The organism is Thermobifida cellulosilytica TB100 (assembly GCF_001517975.1).
GTDB lineage: Bacteria > Actinomycetota > Actinomycetes > Streptosporangiales > Streptosporangiaceae > Thermobifida > Thermobifida cellulosilytica.
This window is the reverse complement of sequence record NZ_KQ950180.1, coordinates 611916-628754: the sequence shown is the minus strand read 5'-3', so window position 1 is coordinate 628754 and position 16839 is coordinate 611916. Positions and strand designations below refer to the sequence as shown.

Sequence of the window (16839 nt, the reverse complement as noted above, 5' to 3'; positions counted from 1 at the left end):
CTAGCCCGCGCGCCGGGTCCGCCGGACCTGGACCGCGGACCCCTCCCGGGCCAGCTCCTCGGGGAGGGCGACGAGCGGGTTGCGGGCGCTCTCGACCACGCTCTGGGCCAGCACGGCGACCTTCTCCCCGCGGCAGCGGGCGGCGCGGCGCAGCCGCTCGAAGGCGGTGCGCGGGGCGATCCGGTGCCGTTCCGCGAGCACCCCGATGGCCTGCTCGACCACCACCCGGGTGCGCAGCGCGTGCTCCAACTGCACCACCGTCACCCGCAGCCGCTCCGTCTCGGACAGGCCGTCGGCCGCCCGGGGCGGGGCGGCGGGAGCGGGGACCGCGCCACCGGCCAGCAGGTCGGCGAGGACCATGGCGTTGAGCAGGTCGGGAAGCTCCTCCTCGGCACCGTCGACCCGCCAGCCCGTCGGCTCCCGGCGGATCACGACGTTGCGGTGGCCGGTCTCGCGGTCACGCCCGCGGCGAGCTGTTGTGTCTGCTACCACGCCTTGCCTCCCCGTACCTCTGCTGCGGGGTGCCGCCGTCCGCTGCCGGACGGCGGCACCTCACTCACGACTGGGCTGCGAGTTTCTGCTTGACCTCGGCCAGCGACGGGTTGGTCAGTGCCGTGCCGTCGGCGAAGAGCAGCGTGGGGACGGTCTGGTTGCCGCCGTTGACCTGCATCACGAACTCCGCCGCCTCGGGGGTGCGCTCGATGTCGACCTCCACCACGGGGATGCCCTCTCGCGCGAGCTGGCTCTTCAGTCTCTTGCAGAAGCCGCACCAGGGGGTCGTGTACATGGTGATCTGTGCGGTAGTGGGGGTCGCCATGACGTTCCGGCTCTCCTTTGCTGTTGCCTGACTCCGTCGTAGGACGTCGATTAACCCCAACGCGAATCACCACGTTCCGCTTCCCCGAGCGGTTCGCACGCCCTGTCTGATGCGGCCCGGGGCGGTGAGGTTCCGGCGAATTCCGGTCGGACCGCTGTGTCCACAGGCCGCCAGAGTGACACCGGTCCACGGTGGATCACGGGGATACTGGAGAGACCGGGAGCAGCCGGGCGCAGCGGCGCACGGGGGAGCACAGGACGGCGGACCGGCGGGCGGCGCGTTCCAGTCCGACCGGACGGATGGGAGAGGTTCATGGGGCCAGACGGGACGGGGGCACCGCGTCCGGGAGCCACGGCGGTCGGGCGGGCGAGCGGGCTGTCCCCCGAGGAGCTGCTGCACGGCCTGGACCCCGAGCAACTGGAGGCGGCCCGCTCGGTGCGCGGCCCGGTGTGCATCCTGGCCGGGGCCGGGACCGGCAAGACCCGCGCCATCACCCACCGCATCGCCTACGCCGTGGCCACCGGGGTCGTCCCCGAGCAGCAGGTCCTGGCGGTGACCTTCACCACGCGGGCCGCCGGGGAGATGCGGGGGCGGCTGCGGGCGCTGGGCGCGCCCCGCGTGCAGGCCCGCACCTTCCACGCCGCCGCGCTGCGCCAGCTCTCCTACTTCTGGGCCGACGCGGTCGGCGGCCCGCGGCCCACCCTCATCGACAGCAAGGTCAAGACGGTCTCCTCGGCCGCCTACGCCTGCGGCTTCCGGTTCGACCGCACCGAACTGCGCGACCTCGCCGGCGAGATCGAGTGGGCGAAGGTCACCCAGAACCGGCCCGCCGACTACGAGACCGCCGTCGCCAAGGCCGGACGCACCCCGCCGATGCCGCCCCGCGACGTCGCCCGCGTCTACGAGGCGTACGAGGAGCTGCGCAGCCAACAGCACCTGATCGACTTCGAGTCGGTGCTGGAGCTCACCGCGGCGATGATCCACGAGCACCCGCGGATCGCCGAGCAGATCCGCGCCCAGTACCGCTACTTCGTGGTCGACGAGTACCAGGACGTCAACCCGTTGCAGAAGCTGCTGCTGGACGCCTGGCTGGGAGACCGCGACGACATCTGCGTGGTCGGCGACCCCAACCAGACCATCTACACCTTCGCCGGGGCCACCCCCAGCTACCTCACCGGCTTCCTGGAGACCTACCCGCACGCCACCTTCGTCCGGCTGGTCCGCGACTACCGGTCCACGCCCCAGGTGGTGCGGGTCGCCAACACCGTGCTCCGGGCGGGCGGGGCCGGAGCCGCCCCGCCCGAGCACCGCATCGAGCTCGTCGCCCAGCGGCCCGACGGCCCCGAGCCCAGCTACACCGAGTACGACGACGAGCCGGCCGAGGCCACCTCCGTGGCCAAGAAGATCACCGCGCTCATCGACTCGGGGGTGCCCGCCCGCGAGATCGCGGTGCTGTTCCGCACCAACTCCCAGTCGGCCGCCTACGAGCAGGCGCTCGGCGACGCCGGGGTGCCCTACACGGTGCGCGGCGCCGCCCAGTTCTTCGAGCGCCCCGAGATCCGCACCGCCCTGCACACCCTGCGCGGCGCCGCCCAGGGCGACGACGACGCGCCCATGGTCGCCACCGTCCGGCACCTGCTGGAGCCGCTGGGCCTCACCGACTCCCCGCCCGAGGGCCGCCAGGCACGCGAGAAGTGGGAGTCCCTGGCCGCGCTCGCCCAGCTCGCCGAGGACGTCGCCGCCCAGCAGCCCGGGGCGCGGCTCGCGGACTTCGTCGCCGAACTCCAGGCCCGCGCGGCCACCGAGCACGCCCCCGGGTTCGAGGGGGTGACCCTCGCCTCGCTGCACGCGGCCAAGGGCCTGGAGTGGGACGCGGTGTTCCTGGTGGGGCTCACCGAGGGCATGCTGCCGATCATCTACGCCGACAGCCCCGAGCAGATCGAGGAGGAGCGCCGGCTCTTCTACGTCGGCGTCACCCGGGCGCGCGAGCACCTGCACCTGTCGTGGGCGCTGGCCCGCTCCCCGGGCGGCCGCCGCACCCGCAAGCCCTCGCGGTTCCTGGACGGACTGCGGCCCGCGTCGTCGGCCCCGGACGTCCGGCGCGGCGAGCGGCGCAGGAAGGCGGCCCGCGTGGTGCAGTGCCGCGTGTGCGGCGCGACCCTGCTGGAGGCGGCCGAGCGCAAACTGGGGCGCTGCCTGGACTGCCCGTCCAGCTACGACGAGGAGCTGCTGGAACGGCTGCGGCAGTGGCGGCGCGAGGTCTCCGCCGCGCAGAAGGTCCCCGCCTACGTGGTCTTCACCGACGCCACCCTGCAAGCCATCGCCGAACAGGAGCCGTCCAGCGCCGCGCAGTTGGCGCAGATCTCCGGGGTGGGGGCGGCGAAGCTGGAACGCTACGGTGAGGCGATCCTGACGCTCTGCGCGGGCGGCACGCCCGAGCAGGCCGTCAGCGGAGACGGAGAGGAGAGGCCGTGAGCGAGCCGAGAGAGCGGGAGTCCGCACCCCCCGTCGAGTCGGGCCAGGACCTCCAGGAGCTGCTGGACATCCTCGACCTGGAGAAGATCGAGGTCAACATCTTCCGGGGCCGCAGCCCGGCCGAGGGGCCGCAGCGGATCTTCGGCGGCCAGGTCGCCGGTCAGGCACTGGTCGCCGCGGGGCGCACCGTCACCGAGGGCCGGTTCGTCCACTCCCTGCACGCCTACTTCATCCGTCCCGGGGACCCCTCGGTCCCGGTGATCTACCAGGTCGACCGGGTCCGGGACGGGCGGTCCTTCACCACCCGCCGGGTCACCGCGATCCAGCACGGCAAGGCGATCTTCACCCTGTCGGCCTCCTTCCACCGGTCCGAACCGGGGCTGTCGCACCAGGTCCCGATGCCGCAGGTCCCACCGCCCGAGGAACTGCCCACCATGCGGGAACGGCTGGTCCAGGCGCTCGGCAGGGTGCCCCGCTCGGCCGACTGGCACCCCTTCGAGCGGCGCCCCGTCGGACCGCTCTCCTACGAGGTGCAGCGCGACCGCAGCCTGATCCGCACCGAGAACCCGGTCTGGCTCAAGGTCAACGGCAAGGTGCCCGACGACCCGCTGCTCCAGGTCTGCCTGATGACCTACGCGTCGGACATGACCCTGCTCGACACCGTCCTGCTGGCGCACGGCCGCACCTTCTCCGGGATCTCCATGGCCAGCCTGGACCACGCCATGTGGTTCCACCGCCCGTTCCGCACCGACGAGTGGCTGCTGTACGCGCAGGAGACCCCGGTGGCCTTCGGAGCGCGCGGGCTGGCCCGCGGACTGGTCTACACCCGCTCCGGGGAACTGGTCTGCTCGGTCGTCCAGGAAGGGCTCATCAGAATTGTGGACGACGAGTGAAACAGGGCTGCGGCCGACAGCCGGATGAGGACACTTTCCCAGGTCAAAAATAGGTTGCTGTTTTTTGTCGGCCCGTTCTAGGCTTGACGGCATCAAGTTCGCGCCCGTCGCGGGAGAAGATCCTGTCGACTTCACACGGCAAAGGAGGTGCTCCGATCAAATGGCAACGCTGATCAGCGGTCCCGATACGTCCGCAGTTGCCTGGGGCACCGCCATGGGCATCGGTGGGGACGCGAACTTGTCGTATGCGTCTGGCAGGCTCACGGTCACCGGTGAACTGGCAGAACTCCTCGAAGAGCGTCGCGTCGGACACCACCGGGATACGCAGCAATTTTCAGAAGCCCCGCGTCGTCGGAACGCAGTGGGGAAGTGTCCACTGAGACATCCGGTCTAACAGCCCAGGCCGGGTAGTCCTCCCAGTGGCCGCGGGTCCCCACACGGGGCCGCGGCCTTTTTGGTGTCCCCGACTCCCCCTCTCCTGCCACGGGGCGGAGTTTCGGGGTTCACGCAGGTCAAGGCCCTGAAACCGGACCGCAAGGATCCGGTGCCCGTTGTCGCCTACCGCGTTGATCACCAAAGGAAAAACAGGGAGGACGCCGATGCCTGCGTCGGTCCTTGAAACCCCGTGGCTGGAGGGAGTCGAGATCCCCTGCCGCTCCCAGCCCGACCTCTTCTTCGCCGAGTCCCCGGCCGACGTCGAGGCCGCCAAGGCGCTGTGCACGGGCTGCCCGGTCCAGAAGCAGTGCCTCGCCGACGCGCTGGAGCGCCGCGAGCCCTGGGGTGTGTGGGGAGGCCAGTTGCTGGTGGGCGGTCAGGTGGTCGCCCGTAAGCGTCCGCGCGGCCGTCCCCGCAAGAACGCCGAGCCGATCGCCGCGTAGCCTTCGGTCCCCGGCGCTCCCGAATCCGCGACGACACACGACCCGATCACGAGAGAGAACCGCAATGCCACTGTACAGAGCAGGCCAGGAACAGCAGAGGACCCTCGACACCGGAAAGCAGCGCCAGCGCCACCGCATCGGAGCCCGGCACCTGCGCGCCCTGCTGCGGGAGCGGCGCCGTCTGGCGAGGACAGCCATAAAGACACCGGTGACACGCTTGTATTGACGTCGCCTGTCGGTGAGACGGGGTGGGGCGCTTCCCGGACCGCCCCACCCCGTCGTTTCTCGAGGCCGCGGGGCGGGCCTGCGGACGCGGCAGCGCGAAAGGGGGCCGCGGCGGCCCCGCGCCCCGGCCCTGTGGACACCGTGCGGTTCTGGGCTACCGTGAAAACCGTGCCACCAGAACCGCGAATCGAGGTGCGCCGGAGCTCCCGTCGACGGCGGACCGTCTCGGCCTACCGCGACGGGGACAAGACCGTCGTGCTGGTCCCGGCGGGCCTCTCCCGGGCGGAGGAGCAGCGGTGGGTGGAACTCATGCTGCAACGGCTGCGCAGCAGGGAGAAGCGCCGCCACCCCAGCGACACGGCGCTGTACACCCGGGCGCTGGAGCTCGCCGAACGCTACCTGGGCGGGCGGATGCGCCCCTCCAGCGTGCGGTGGGTGGACAACCAGAACACCCGCTGGGGGTCGTGCACCCCCGACGACGGGTCGATCCGGATCTCGCGTCGGCTCTCGGGAATGCCGGGCTGGGTGCTCGACTACGTGCTCATCCACGAACTCGCCCACCTCGTCGTCCCCGGCCACGGGCCGGAGTTCTGGGAACTCGTGAACCGCTACCCCCGCAGCGAGCGGGCCCGCGGCTACCTGGAAGGCGTCAGCGACGCGCCGCGCCTGGCCGCCGGACAGCGCGTTCGGGGGACGGACACCGAAGAGATCGATGACCAGGAGAGCTGAGCCCGCCGCTGCGGGGCGCGGCGTGAAACGCGCGGCCGTGGTGGTCGTGACCGCCGAACCGTCGCCGGCGTGCCCGCCGGGGATCGACCCCGTGGAGTTCCGGCTGGCCATGGCCGAGGACGTCTACGAGACGGCCGCCGGGCTGTGTCTGAGCGACACCGCGCTGGCCTGCTGCGCAGACGCGGAGTTCGCCGAGCGCGTCGCCGAGTTCACCTGGCCGGGCACCCCCGTGTTCCCGGTACGGGCCGCCGCACCCCTCCCCGACGCCTGCGCGGTGCTCGCCGACCACGGGGTCGACCATGCGGTGTTCCTCGCCGGGGACGCCCCCGACCTGCCCCCGCTGCTGGTGGGCAAGCTCTTCCGGGCGCTGGGCTCAGCCGAGGCGGCGCTCAGCCCCGCGCACGGCGGCGGCCTCACCGCGCTGGCCGTGCGGCTTCCCCCGCCCGGATGGCTCCCCGTCGCCACCCTGGACCGCCCCGACGCCGTCCAGGCCCTGGCCGCCGCCCGCCCCACCGGCCGCTCCCTGGCCGCCGTGCCGGGGTGGCACCGCGTCCGCGGTCCCGGAGACCTGGCCGCCCTCGACCCCGGTCTGGAGGGGTGGGAGGCCACCCGGGCGCTGCTCGCCGCGGACGGACGCTGACCGGCGCGCCCCACCCGCGCCGCCGATCCTCCCACGGCGCCTCCTACCAGAGCCGGGACGGACCACGCCGTCCGAAGCGGGAACCGCGCCCGCCCGGGCCGCCTCACGGCTGCGGCAGCAGCGTCGGATCGTGGACCTGCGCGCCGGGCACACCGCGCAGCTCCGGGAGGTGGCGGCGCACGTAGGAGCCGTCGGGATCCCAGCGGCGGGCCTGGCGCAGCGGGTCGAACCGGAGGTCGGGCCGCGGGACACCGCCGATCCCCGCGACCTGCCGCCAGTTGCCGTAGTTGGCGGCGACGTCGCCGTCGACCAGCAGCGAGTGGAAGTGGTCGGCGCCGCGCTTCCAGTGCACCCGCAGCACCCGGGTCAGGTAGGCGGCGGCGATCGAGCGGACCCGCCCCGGCAGGTACCCCTCCCGCAGCAGTTGGCGCATGCCCGCGTCCACGATCGGCACGCCCGTCGTGCCGGAGCACCAGGCGGCGAACCCCGCCTCGTCCTCCCGCCAGCGGATCCGCCCCGGCCGGCGGTCGGCGCGGTGCAGCCCGGGGGAGGCCCAGGCCACCTGGTGGTGGAAGTCCCGCAGGGCCAGCCCGCGCAGGAGCGCCGCGCCGTCGGGGTGGTCCCGCGCCAGCAGCGCCACTTCCAACGGTGAGATGCAGCCGAACCGCAGGTGGCAGCCCAGGCGCGAGCCCTCCCCGCGGTCGGGGGCCGTCCCCGAGAGCCAGGCGCGCATCTGCGCGCGAGCCGCGCCGACCCCGCCCCGCGCCCGCTGCGGCGACAGCGTTCCGATCCCGTGGCGGGTGAGGTCGGGCTCCGGCAGCCGCCCGGGGTCCAGGGAGCCGGGCAGCACCACCCGCTCCGGCGCGGGCAGCGGCGCACGCCACTGCGCCGACTCCCAGGCGCGCAGGTAGGGGGTGAAGACCCGGTAGTGGTCGCCGCGCACGGGGCGCAGCGCTCCCGGCGGCACCACGGTCACCCCCGGGAAGGCGCGCAGCCGCGCCCCCGCGGCGCCCACGGCCTCGGCCAGCCGCCGGGCCCGCCGCGCCGCCAGGGCGCTCACGTCCGCGCTGACGTGCACCGCCGTCGCGGCGGTCTCGACGACCAGGCGGGCGGTCTCCGCCGCCGTGTCGCCCCACCGGACCACCAGGTCGCCGCCGCGTTCGCGGAGCAGGCCGCGCAGATCGGCCAGCGCGTCGGCCAGGTAGGCGATCCGGTTGCGGGCCGAGACGCGCAGCAGGGCCGGGTCGAGCACGAACAGCGGCACCACCCGGTCGGCCTCGGCGGCAGCGGCGTACAGCGCGGGGTGGTCGGACAGGCGCAGGTCGCGGGTGAACAGGACGACGGTCGTGGACACGGGACCTCCCGGAGAGAAGCGGTTGCGCCACTCAGTGAACAGGAGGCGTCACCGTCCGCACCACACGTGTGCACAGGCTGTGGACAACCGCCCCGCGGGGCCGCCGCGGCTCAGCCCACCCCCGCGGCGGCGCGGACCGCCCGGGCCGCCGCGGCCACCAGGGCACGGCAGGCGTCGTCGGAGGGCTCGGGCAGCGCGGCCACGTCGAACCAGCCGAGCCCGGCGGACTCGGCAGGATCCACGACGGGTTCGGCCCCCTCCGGGGCGATCGCCGCGTACTGCACGTCCAGGTGCCAGGAGCCGCCGCCGCACGGTACCGCGTGCCGGTCCAGCCGGACCGGGACCGGCAGCAGTTGCAGGCCCGCGATCCCTGACTCCTCGGTGGCCTCGCGCAGCGCCGCCGCGGCCAGCGAGGAGTCGCCGGGCTCGCAGTGCCCGCCCAACTGCAACCACAGGCCGATCTTGCGGTGCAGGGTCAGCACCGTGCGGCTGCCGGAGGCGTCCAGGACCGCCGCGCTCGCGGTGAGGTGCCCCGGCAGGCAGGACCGCCACATGGCGTCCGGGTAGCGGTCGAGGTGGTCCAGGTAGGAGCGGCGCAGCTCCTCCTGGGCGGCGTCGGGCGCACGCCAGGAGGACAGCACCGCGCGGGCGTCGGCGTGCAGGCTCAACGGCCGTCCTCGCCGTCCTCCTCGCGCCCCTCCCCGGAGGGCGGGTCCTCGGTCAACTGGGAGAGGTCGAGGTCGCCGGAGGAGTCGGAGCCGCGGACGAAGGCGTCGGGGGAGTCCAGGTCCGCACTCGACGGCATCAGGTCCGGGTGCTCCCAGACGGCGTCCCGCCCGTCGATGCCGCGCGCCTCGGTGAGGGCGTTCCACAGCGCCGCGGCGTCGCGCAGCCGCCGGGGCCGCAGCTCCAGGCCCACCAGGGCGGCGAAGGTGTGCTCCGCCGGCCCGCCCGAGGCCCGGCGGCGGCGCAGCGCCTCGCCCAGCGCCGCCGACTGCGGCAGCCGCTGCGACACCGCCGCCTCGACCACGGTCGACACCCAGCCCTCGATCAGCGCCAGCGCCGTCTCCAGACGGGCCAGCGACGCCTTCTGCCGCGGGGTCTCCTCGGTCTGGAACAGGCCCTGGTTCTCCAGCCCGGCCAGCGCCTCCTGCAACGACTCCGGGTTGGTGATGTCGATGTGCCCCAGCCGCTCCTCGAACCCGCTCACGTCGAAGGACATGCCCGCCGCGTACTCCTCGACCAGGGCGAACAGGTGCGAGCGCAGCCACGGGACGTGGCGGAACAGCCGGTGGTGGGCGGCCTCGCGGGCCGCCAGGTACAGCCGCACCTCGTCCAGCGGGATGTTCAGCCCCTCGCCGAACTCCTTGACGCCCTCGGGCAGCAGGGCCGCGCGGCCCTCGCCCGCCAGCGGGAGGCCCACGTCGGTGGAGCCGACCACCTCGCGGGCCAGCTCCCCGATCGCCTGGCCCGCCTGCTGGCCGACCAGCGCGCCGCCCATCTGCTGGAGCATCCCGATCAGCGGACCGGCCATCGCCGCCATCTCCTGCGGCACGTTGCGGCCCATGGCCTCGACGACGCGGCCGGTCAGCGGGTCGCACAGCTTCGCCCACGTCGGCATGGTCTTCTCGACCCACTCGGCCCGGCTCCACGCCTCCATCGTGTGCAGCCCCGACGGCAGCGCGGTGGCCTCGTTCAGCCACAGGTCGGCCAGCCGCAGGGCCTCCTGGACCTGCGCGTAGTGGACCGGGCCGATACTCGGGTCATCGTGCTGGGAGACGACGTGCCGGGCGATCGTCGTGGCGGCGGTCCAGTTGACCCCGCCCGCCCCGGCACCCTGCCCGGTCCCGGACACCGGCTGCGCCGCGGACACCATGTCGGCGAACTGGCGGAGCATCTGCGCGATCTGCTGGGGGTCGCCGAAGGGGAAGCCGCCCGGCGGCATGTTGGGAAAATCACCGCCTGAGCCGCCTCGACCGGCCCCCGAGCCGGAGTTGTCCGAGCCACGGCCGGAACTGTCGTCCGGGTCGTTCGACATGCTGAAACCGAAAGGTAGGTCACTCACGATCAGACCTCAGGCAGGATAGGGACGTCTCCACTGTCACGTTAGCTGGGAGCCGCCCGGAGTGAATACTCAAGCTGGCCAGGTTCGCCCACAGCACAGCCGATCAACCGAAGGCCTGGTCGTCGCGGTGACGGGCGCGGCTTCCGGCGTCGGCCGCCTACTGGTGGAACGCCTGCGGACCGACGAGGGTTCCAGAAGGATCGCCCGGATCGTCGGCATCGACTCGCGCCGGGGCACCGCCGAGGGCGTCTCCTGGCACGTCGCCGACGTCTGCGACCCCCGCCTGGCCACGCTGCTGGCCGGGGTGGACGTGCTCGTGCACACCGCCGACGACCGCTCCCTGGAGACCCCGCCCAGGCAGCGTCGCGCCCACAACATCCGCGCGGCCCAGACCGTGCTGACCGCCGCGGCCGCACAGCGCGTCCCCCGGGTCCTCCTCGTCACCAGCACCATGGTCTACGGGGCCTCCCCCGACCACGAGGTGCCCCTCGACGAGACGCTCCCGTTCCACAGCGCGGTGGAGCCCGGCCTGGTCGGCGACTTCGTCGAGATCGAGGAACTGGCGGCCCTGGCCCGCCGGGCCCACCCCGGGCTGTCGGTCACCGTGCTGCGCCCCGCCCCGCTGGTCGGCCCGGGCATGGACACCCTGCTCAGCAGGCACTTCTCGGCGCCCAGACTGATCACGGTCAAGGGGCACACGCCCAGGTGGCAGTTCTGCCACGTCGACGACCTGGCCAGCGCCCTCGACTTCGTGGTGCGCACCGGCGTCGAGGGCAAGGGCGGGGCGCTCGCCGTCGGCTGCGACGGCCACCTCGACCACGACCAGGTCGAGGAGATCGCCCAGTTGCGCTCCTTCGAGGTCCCCGCGAACCTGGCCTTCGGCACCACCCAGCGGCTGCACCGGGTCGGCATCACCCCCGCCCCCGCCAGCGAGCTGAAGTTCCTGGTCTACCCGTGCGTGGTGGACTGCGCGGCCCTGCGCGAGGCGGGCTGGCGCCCCGCCTACGACAACGCCGCGGTGCTGCGGGCGCTGCTGGAGTACCGCTCCGGCACCCCCGCGCTGGTCGGCCGCAACCTCGGCCGCAAGGAGGTCACCATCACCGCCGCGGGGGCGGCCGGAGCGGCGGTCGCCGCGATCGGCACCGCGGTCGCAGCACACCACCTGCGCAAACGGCGCAAGGGCTGAGCCCTTCCCCTCCCGGCCGCCAGGTCGCACACAGCCTGGGGAGGCCGCGTGAGCGGTTGGTACTGTCGGGAGCGTGGAAGCCATCGCACTCGCGGAGATCCGCGACACCCCCCTCTCGATCGACGAGGTCGTCTCGGCCGTCGGCGACGACCGGGCCGGTGGGACCGCCTTCTTCGTCGGCACGGTCCGCAACCACGACCACGGCCGCGGGGTGACCGCGCTGTCCTACTCCGCGCACCCCACCGCCGAGCAGCGGATGCGCGAGGTCATGGAGAAGGTCGTGGCCGAGGCGCGGGCCGTCCACCGGGTCGCGGCCCTGCACCGCGTCGGGGACCTCGTGGTGGGCGACGTGGCGGTCGTGGTCGCCGCGGCGGCCTCCCACCGGGAGGAGGCCTTCGCCGCCTGCCGACGGCTCATCGACGACATCAAGGCCGAGGTGCCCATCTGGAAGCACCAGAGGTTCACCGAGGGCGACAGCGAATGGGTGGGCGCCTGCTGACACCCCAGCCGCCCGCGGTGTCACGGCGGGCAACCGCGCCGCATAGGCTTGCGGCCATGGTCCGTCGCGCGATGACTCTGATCGTGGCCGCCGTGCTGCTGGTCGGGCTCACGGTTGCAGCGTTGGCTGTTCCCGTCCCGTATGTGGTGGCCTCTCCCGGCCTGGCCCTGAACACGCTCGGTGAGCTGGACGGCGAGGAGGTCATCCAGGTCGAGGGGCGTCCCGTCTACGAGCACGACGGGGCGCTGTCCATGGTCACCGTCCAGTACGCGGGCGGCCCCGACTCGCGGATGAACCTGTTCACCGCGTTGAGCGCGTGGGTCTCCCCGAGCCAGGCCGTGCTGCCGGAGGAGGCGATCTTCCCGCCCGACACCAGCGCCGAGGAGGTCAGCCAGACCCAGGCCGCCCAGATGGACCGCTCCCAGGACGCGGCCGTGGCCGCGGCGCTCGGCGAACTGGGCATCGACTACGAGACCGCCGCGGTCATCCACACGGTCAGCGAGGACCACCCCGCCCACGGGCTGCTGAGCCCGGGCGACGTCGTCGTGGAGGTCGACGGCGAGCCCGTCGCCGACAAGGACGAGGTGGTGGCGGCGGTCAAGGACCGCACCCCGGGCGACCCGGTCCGGTTCCTCGTGGAGCGCGACGGGGAGAAGCAGGAGGTCGAGGTCGCCACCGTCGGGTCCGAGAACGGGGACCCCGTCGTCGGCGTCACCGTCGAGACCGACATGACCTTCCCCTTCGAGGTGGAGATCAGCGTCGGCCGGGTCGGCGGCCCCAGCGCGGGCATGATGTTCGCCCTGGGGATCATGGACCGCCTCGACCCCGAGGGCCTCACCGGAGGCCACAGGATCGCCGGGACCGGGACCATCGACCCCGAGGGCAACGTGGGCGGGGTCAGCGGGGTCCCGCAGAAGATGGTCAGCGCCGAACGCGAGGGCGCCGAGTACTTCCTGGTCGCCGAGGAGAGCTGCGACCAGACCTTCGAGTCGGCGGTCACCGGCCGGATCGAGGTGGTCCGGGTGGCGACGCTCCACGAGGCGGTGGAGGCGCTGGAGGCGATCCGCGAGGGCGACACCGACGCGCTCCCCCGCTGCTAGCCCGGGCGGAACCCCGGGACCCCGCCCGGCCCGGGTCAGTCCTCCTCGAAGGTCAGGGCCAGGGCCGACGTCAGGCCGGGGATCAGATCCTCGCCCTTGAGGACCTGGTCCTCGGAGTCGTAGTTGCGCAACCGCAGCGCCGAGTACCGGGAGCCGTCCCGGAGCACCCCCGCCACCATGCGGATCTCCTCGCAGCCCGGCTGCTGCTCGGCCCAGGCCGCGGTGTCGCCGTCCCGAGGCGGGTCCAGGGTCTCGTCCGTCCCCCGGACGACCAGCCGCTCCATCACCAGCGCGCAGCCCGCCACCGCCTCGGGCCACATGATCCTGCCCAGGGTCTCCTCCAGCGGCACGTCGGCGGGCAGCGGCTCCTGCTCCACCGGGGTGAGCTCGTCGGGGGCAGGGTCCCCGCTGATCCCCAGCATCTCGGCCAGGTGGGGCTCACGCTGCACCAGGTCGGCGGTGGGCACCAGGGCGTACATCCGTATCGGCTGGTCCCAGCCCTGCTGGGAGGCGTGGCGCTCCAGGTCCAGCACGGCTTCGCGAATGTTGAAGGACACCTGCTCTGTCTCCCTGCCTTCGGAACGGGTGGTGGGGCGGCGATCGGCGCGCATCTGCGTACGGTGCGAAGTATGGTCGGGGGGAACGGCTGTCCCGAGGGACTCCAGCCAGCTTCGCGGACGGGGTGTCGAAGCCGTCTCGGCCAGATATCGGCGCGATCACGCGGGAACCCGACAGGGCCCCGATAAGTTGCCACTGTATAGGGGACACCGTGTCCGCACATTCGACCAGCCAACGAGTCACCCGGCGGGTGCGAGGACAGGCGGCCGCCCGGCCCAGGCCGGACCGGGGCCTGTCCGGGCGCCCGTCCGACGACAACCAGTAGGAACGAGGGGGAGGCGTGAGCTTCCGATCGCCCGGCGCGCCGACCGCGCGCATGCCCCGACGGTCCCGATTGCTCGCGCCGGTCGGCGCGGCCGTGGTCGTCATCATCGCGGGCATCATGTTCGCCGCGAATTTCTGGACCGAGTACCGGTGGTTCGACTCGGTCGACTACACCACGGTCTTCTGGACAGAGCTGCGCACCCGGGCGCTGCTTTTCGCTGGAGGGGCGCTGCTGATGGCCCTCGCCGTCGGCTTCAGCGTCTACTTCGCCTACCGGACCCGGCCCGCCTACCGGCCGTTCAGCCTGGAGCAGCAAGGGCTGGACCGGTACCGGTCCTCGATCGACCCGCACCGCAAGGTCTTCTTCTGGGGACTCGTCGGCGGCCTGGCGCTGCTCACCGGAGCCTCCGCGACCGCCGAGTGGCAGACCTACCTGCAGTTCGCCAACGCCACCGAGTTCGGCGTCGAGGACGCGCAGTTCGGGCTGGACATCTCGTTCTACACGTTCGTCTACCCGTTCCTCCAGGTGATCCTCGGCTACCTGTACACGTCCGTGGTCATCGCGTTCATCGCCGGCGTGGTGGTGCACTACCTGTACGGCGGGGTGCGGCTCCAGTCGCAGGGGCAGCGGGTCACCCCGGCCGCCCGCGTCCACCTGTCGGTCATGCTGGGCGTCTTCGTACTGCTGCGGGCCCTCGACTACTGGATGGAGCAGTACGGTCTGGTCTTCTCCACCCGCGGCTACACCTTCGGCGCCTCCTACACCGACGTCAACGCGGTGCTGTACGCCAAGATCATCCTGTTCATCATCGCGCTGGTGTGCGCGGCGCTGTTCTTCGCCAACATCTACTTCAAGAACGCCATGGTGCCGCTGGTCAGCCTGGGGCTGCTGGTCCTGTCGGCGGTGCTCATCGGCGGCGTCTACCCGGCGATCGTCCAGCAGGTCACGGTCTCCCCCAACGAGCAGCGGCTGGAGAACCCCTACATCCAGCGCAACATCGAGGCCACCCGGGCCGCGTACGGCATCGACGGCGCCGAGGTGATCGACTACGACGCGCAGACCGAGCTGACCACGGCCGAGCTCGCCAAGGAGGCCGAGACCATCCCCAGCGTCCGGCTGGTGGACCCGGCGGTGGTCTCCCAGACCTTCCAGCAGCTCCAGCAGGTCCGCGGCTTCTACCAGTTCCCGCAGGTCTTGGAGGTCGACCGGTACACCACCTCCGACGGGGAGACGGTCGACACGATCGTGGCCGCCCGCGAGCTCGACGGCCCGCCCAGCCAGGAGGACCGGTGGCTGACCCGGCACCTGGTCTACACCCACGGCTTCGGCATGGTCGCCGCCGCGGGCAACCAGGTGGACTCCGAGGGACGCCCGGTGTTCCTGGAGTACAACATCCCGCCCACCGGCGAGCTGTCCCAGAGCGGGGAGGGCTACGAGCCGCGCATCTACTTCGGCCGCGAGGGCGCCGAGTACGTGATCGTCAACGCCGAGGCCGAGTACGACTACCCGGTCGACTCCGAGGCGCCGAAGGTCCCCACGGCCGAGGACGCGGTCACCCCCACGCCGTCCGCCTCGCCCGAGGCCGACGAGGCCCAGGCGCCCGGACAGCAGGAGCAGCAGACCGCGGGGAGCGAGGAGGGCCAGCAGAGCCCCGAGGCGGAGCAGCCCGGCTCCTCCGAGCAGCCCGGCGGCGACAGCGGGCAGGCCAACAACTACTACGACGGCGACGGCGGCGTGCGGCTGAGCAACTTCTTCGACAAGCTCATGTACGCGCTGAAGTACCAGGAAGTCAACATCCTGCTCAACAACGCGATCAACGAGAACTCGCAGATCATCTACGTCCGCGACCCCGCTGAGCGCGTCGAGAAGGTGGCCCCCTTCCTCACCGTCGACGGCAAGTCGTACCCGGCCGTGGTCGACGGGCGGATCGTGTGGATCGTGGACGCCTACACCACGTCCGACCGGTACCCCTACTCCACCCCGATCGACCTGGCCCAGGCCACCACGGACACCTTCACCGAGAGCACCACGGCGGTCAACGCGCTGCCGGGCAACCGGGTGAACTACATCCGCAACTCGGTCAAGGCCACCGTCGACGCCTACGACGGCACCGTCACCCTGTACGGCTGGGACGAGACGGACCCGGTCCTCCAGACCTGGTCCAAGGCGTTCCCGGGCGTCGTCACCAGCAGGGCGGAGATCAGCGACTCCCTGCTGTCCCACCTGCGCTACCCGGACGACCTGTACAAGGTGCAGCGCAAGATCCTGGAGCGCTACCACATCACCAACGCCGACGCCTTCTACGGCGGCCAGGACTTCTGGACCGTGCCCAACGACCCGAAGCCCAAGGCCGGGGAGAACCCGGAGCCGCCCTACCGCCAGACCATCCGCTTCCCGGGCGACGAGGCGCCCATGTACTCGCTGACCTCGACCTTCGTGCCGCGGGGCAGGGAGAACCTGGCGGCGTTCATGGCGGTGAACAGCGACGCGACCTCCGAGGACTACGGCCAGCTGCGGGTCCTGGAGCTGCCGCGGAGCACCGCGGTCCAGGGACCGGGGCAGATCCAGAACACCTTCCAGTCCTCGGCGGAGGTGCGCGAGGTGCTGCTCCCCCTGGAGCAGAGCTCGGCGCAGGTCACCTACGGCAACCTGCTCACCCTGCCGTTCGCGGGCGGCCTGCTCTACGTCGAGCCGCTCTACGTGCAGGCCGGCGGCAGCGACGCCTCCTACCCGCTGTTGCAGCAGGTCCTCGTGGGCTTCGGCGACCAGGTCGCCATCGGCAGCAACCTCCAGGACGCGCTGAACAACCTCTTCGACGAGGGGGAGGCGCCGCTGGAGGAGCCCCGGACCGGGGAGGAGACCCCCGAGGGCGGCACCGAGGGCGGCGGGCAGGCTCCGGCCGACGGCGAGCTCGCCCAGGCCCTGAAGGACGCCTCGGAGGCCTACGAGGACGGCCAGGCCGCGCTCCGGGAAGGCGACTTCGCCGCCTACGGCGAGGCCAACGAGCGGCTCGCGGACGCCCTGGAGCGGGCCGAGGCGGCCGCCGGAGGCCAGTAGCCCGCCGGGCGGCCGGGACGCTGCGGGGATGCTTCCGC

15 protein-coding genes are annotated in these 16839 nt (G+C 72.6%); 9 read left to right on the top strand and 6 right to left on the bottom strand.

Going from position 1 to position 16839, the window contains the following annotated elements; genetic code table 11:
• Positions 1–492, bottom strand: coding sequence for an ANTAR domain-containing protein (locus AC529_RS02645; protein ID WP_068753310.1), 492 nt, complete (start codon positions 490–492; stop codon positions 1–3).
• Positions 493–556: 64 nt separating this feature from the next.
• A complete protein-coding gene (locus tag AC529_RS02640; RefSeq protein WP_068753309.1) occupies positions 557–817 on the bottom strand; it encodes a mycoredoxin in 261 nt (86 codons plus the stop codon).
• Positions 818–1192: 375 nt separating this feature from the next.
• Between AC529_RS02640 and AC529_RS02635 the strand changes: the two genes are divergently transcribed.
• From AC529_RS02635 to AC529_RS02615, 5 genes are all read left to right on the top strand, one after another.
• Positions 1193–3292, top strand: coding sequence for an ATP-dependent DNA helicase UvrD2 (locus AC529_RS02635; RefSeq protein ID WP_068754425.1), 2100 nt, complete (start codon positions 1193–1195; stop codon positions 3290–3292).
• A complete protein-coding gene (tesB, locus tag AC529_RS02630; protein ID WP_068753308.1) occupies positions 3289–4185 on the top strand; it encodes an acyl-CoA thioesterase II in 897 nt (298 codons plus the stop codon). Before AC529_RS02635 ends, tesB begins: the two co-directional genes overlap by 4 nt.
• 599 nt (positions 4186–4784) lie before the next feature.
• Positions 4785–5063, top strand: a complete 279-nt coding sequence (locus AC529_RS02625; RefSeq protein ID WP_068753307.1) for a WhiB family transcriptional regulator — start codon at positions 4785–4787, stop codon at positions 5061–5063.
• Positions 5064–5456: 393 nt separating this feature from the next.
• The gene (locus AC529_RS02620) at positions 5457–6017 is read left to right on the top strand and encodes a M48 metallopeptidase family protein (protein WP_068754423.1); all 561 of its coding nucleotides are present in this window, start codon (positions 5457–5459) and stop codon (positions 6015–6017) included.
• Positions 6001–6657, top strand: coding sequence for a hypothetical protein (locus AC529_RS02615; protein WP_232306534.1), 657 nt, complete (start codon positions 6001–6003; stop codon positions 6655–6657). The genes AC529_RS02620 and AC529_RS02615 overlap by 17 nt, the downstream gene beginning before the upstream one ends.
• Before the next feature lie 103 nt (positions 6658–6760).
• On the opposite strand, the gene AC529_RS02610 is transcribed toward AC529_RS02615, so the two are convergent.
• From AC529_RS02610 to AC529_RS02600, 3 genes are all read right to left on the bottom strand, one after another.
• Positions 6761–8011, bottom strand: a complete 1251-nt coding sequence (locus AC529_RS02610) for a cryptochrome/photolyase family protein (protein WP_068753305.1) — start codon at positions 8009–8011, stop codon at positions 6761–6763.
• A gap of 110 nt (positions 8012–8121) precedes the next feature.
• Positions 8122–8679 carry an NUDIX hydrolase gene (locus AC529_RS02605; protein WP_068753304.1) on the bottom strand — a complete coding sequence of 186 codons (558 nt, stop codon included), beginning with the start codon at positions 8677–8679 and terminating at the stop codon, positions 8122–8124.
• Entirely contained in the window at positions 8676–10076 is a 1401-nt protein-coding gene (locus AC529_RS02600) for a zinc-dependent metalloprotease (protein ID WP_083947879.1), read from the bottom strand. Before AC529_RS02600 ends, AC529_RS02605 begins: the two co-directional genes overlap by 4 nt.
• Before the next feature lie 115 nt (positions 10077–10191).
• On the opposite strand from AC529_RS02600, the gene AC529_RS02595 reads away from it, so the two are divergent.
• The 3 genes from AC529_RS02595 to AC529_RS02585 all read left to right on the top strand — a co-directional run bounded on the left by AC529_RS02595 (position 10192) and on the right by AC529_RS02585 (position 12861).
• Complete coding sequence (locus tag AC529_RS02595; protein WP_068754420.1) at positions 10192–11262, top strand: NAD-dependent epimerase/dehydratase family protein; 1071 nt, start codon at positions 10192–10194, stop codon at positions 11260–11262.
• 73 nt (positions 11263–11335) lie between these two features.
• Positions 11336–11761: a molybdenum cofactor biosynthesis protein MoaE gene (locus AC529_RS02590; RefSeq protein ID WP_068753302.1), complete on the top strand. Its 426-nt coding sequence runs from the start codon at positions 11336–11338 to the stop codon at positions 11759–11761.
• 56 nt (positions 11762–11817) lie between these two features.
• A complete protein-coding gene (locus tag AC529_RS02585; protein WP_068753301.1) occupies positions 11818–12861 on the top strand; it encodes a YlbL family protein in 1044 nt (347 codons plus the stop codon).
• 35 nt (positions 12862–12896) lie between these two features.
• Here AC529_RS02585 and AC529_RS02580 read toward each other — a convergent pair whose 3' ends face one another.
• The gene (locus AC529_RS02580; protein ID WP_068753300.1) at positions 12897–13418 is read right to left on the bottom strand and encodes a PPA1309 family protein; all 522 of its coding nucleotides are present in this window, start codon (positions 13416–13418) and stop codon (positions 12897–12899) included.
• A 341-nt stretch (positions 13419–13759) separates the two neighbouring features.
• Here AC529_RS02580 and AC529_RS02575 point away from each other — a divergent pair, with 341 nt between their 5' ends.
• Positions 13760–16801 carry a UPF0182 family membrane protein gene (locus tag AC529_RS02575; RefSeq protein ID WP_083947878.1) on the top strand — a complete coding sequence of 1014 codons (3042 nt, stop codon included), beginning with the start codon at positions 13760–13762 and terminating at the stop codon, positions 16799–16801.
• Positions 16802–16839: the final 38 nt, after the last annotated feature.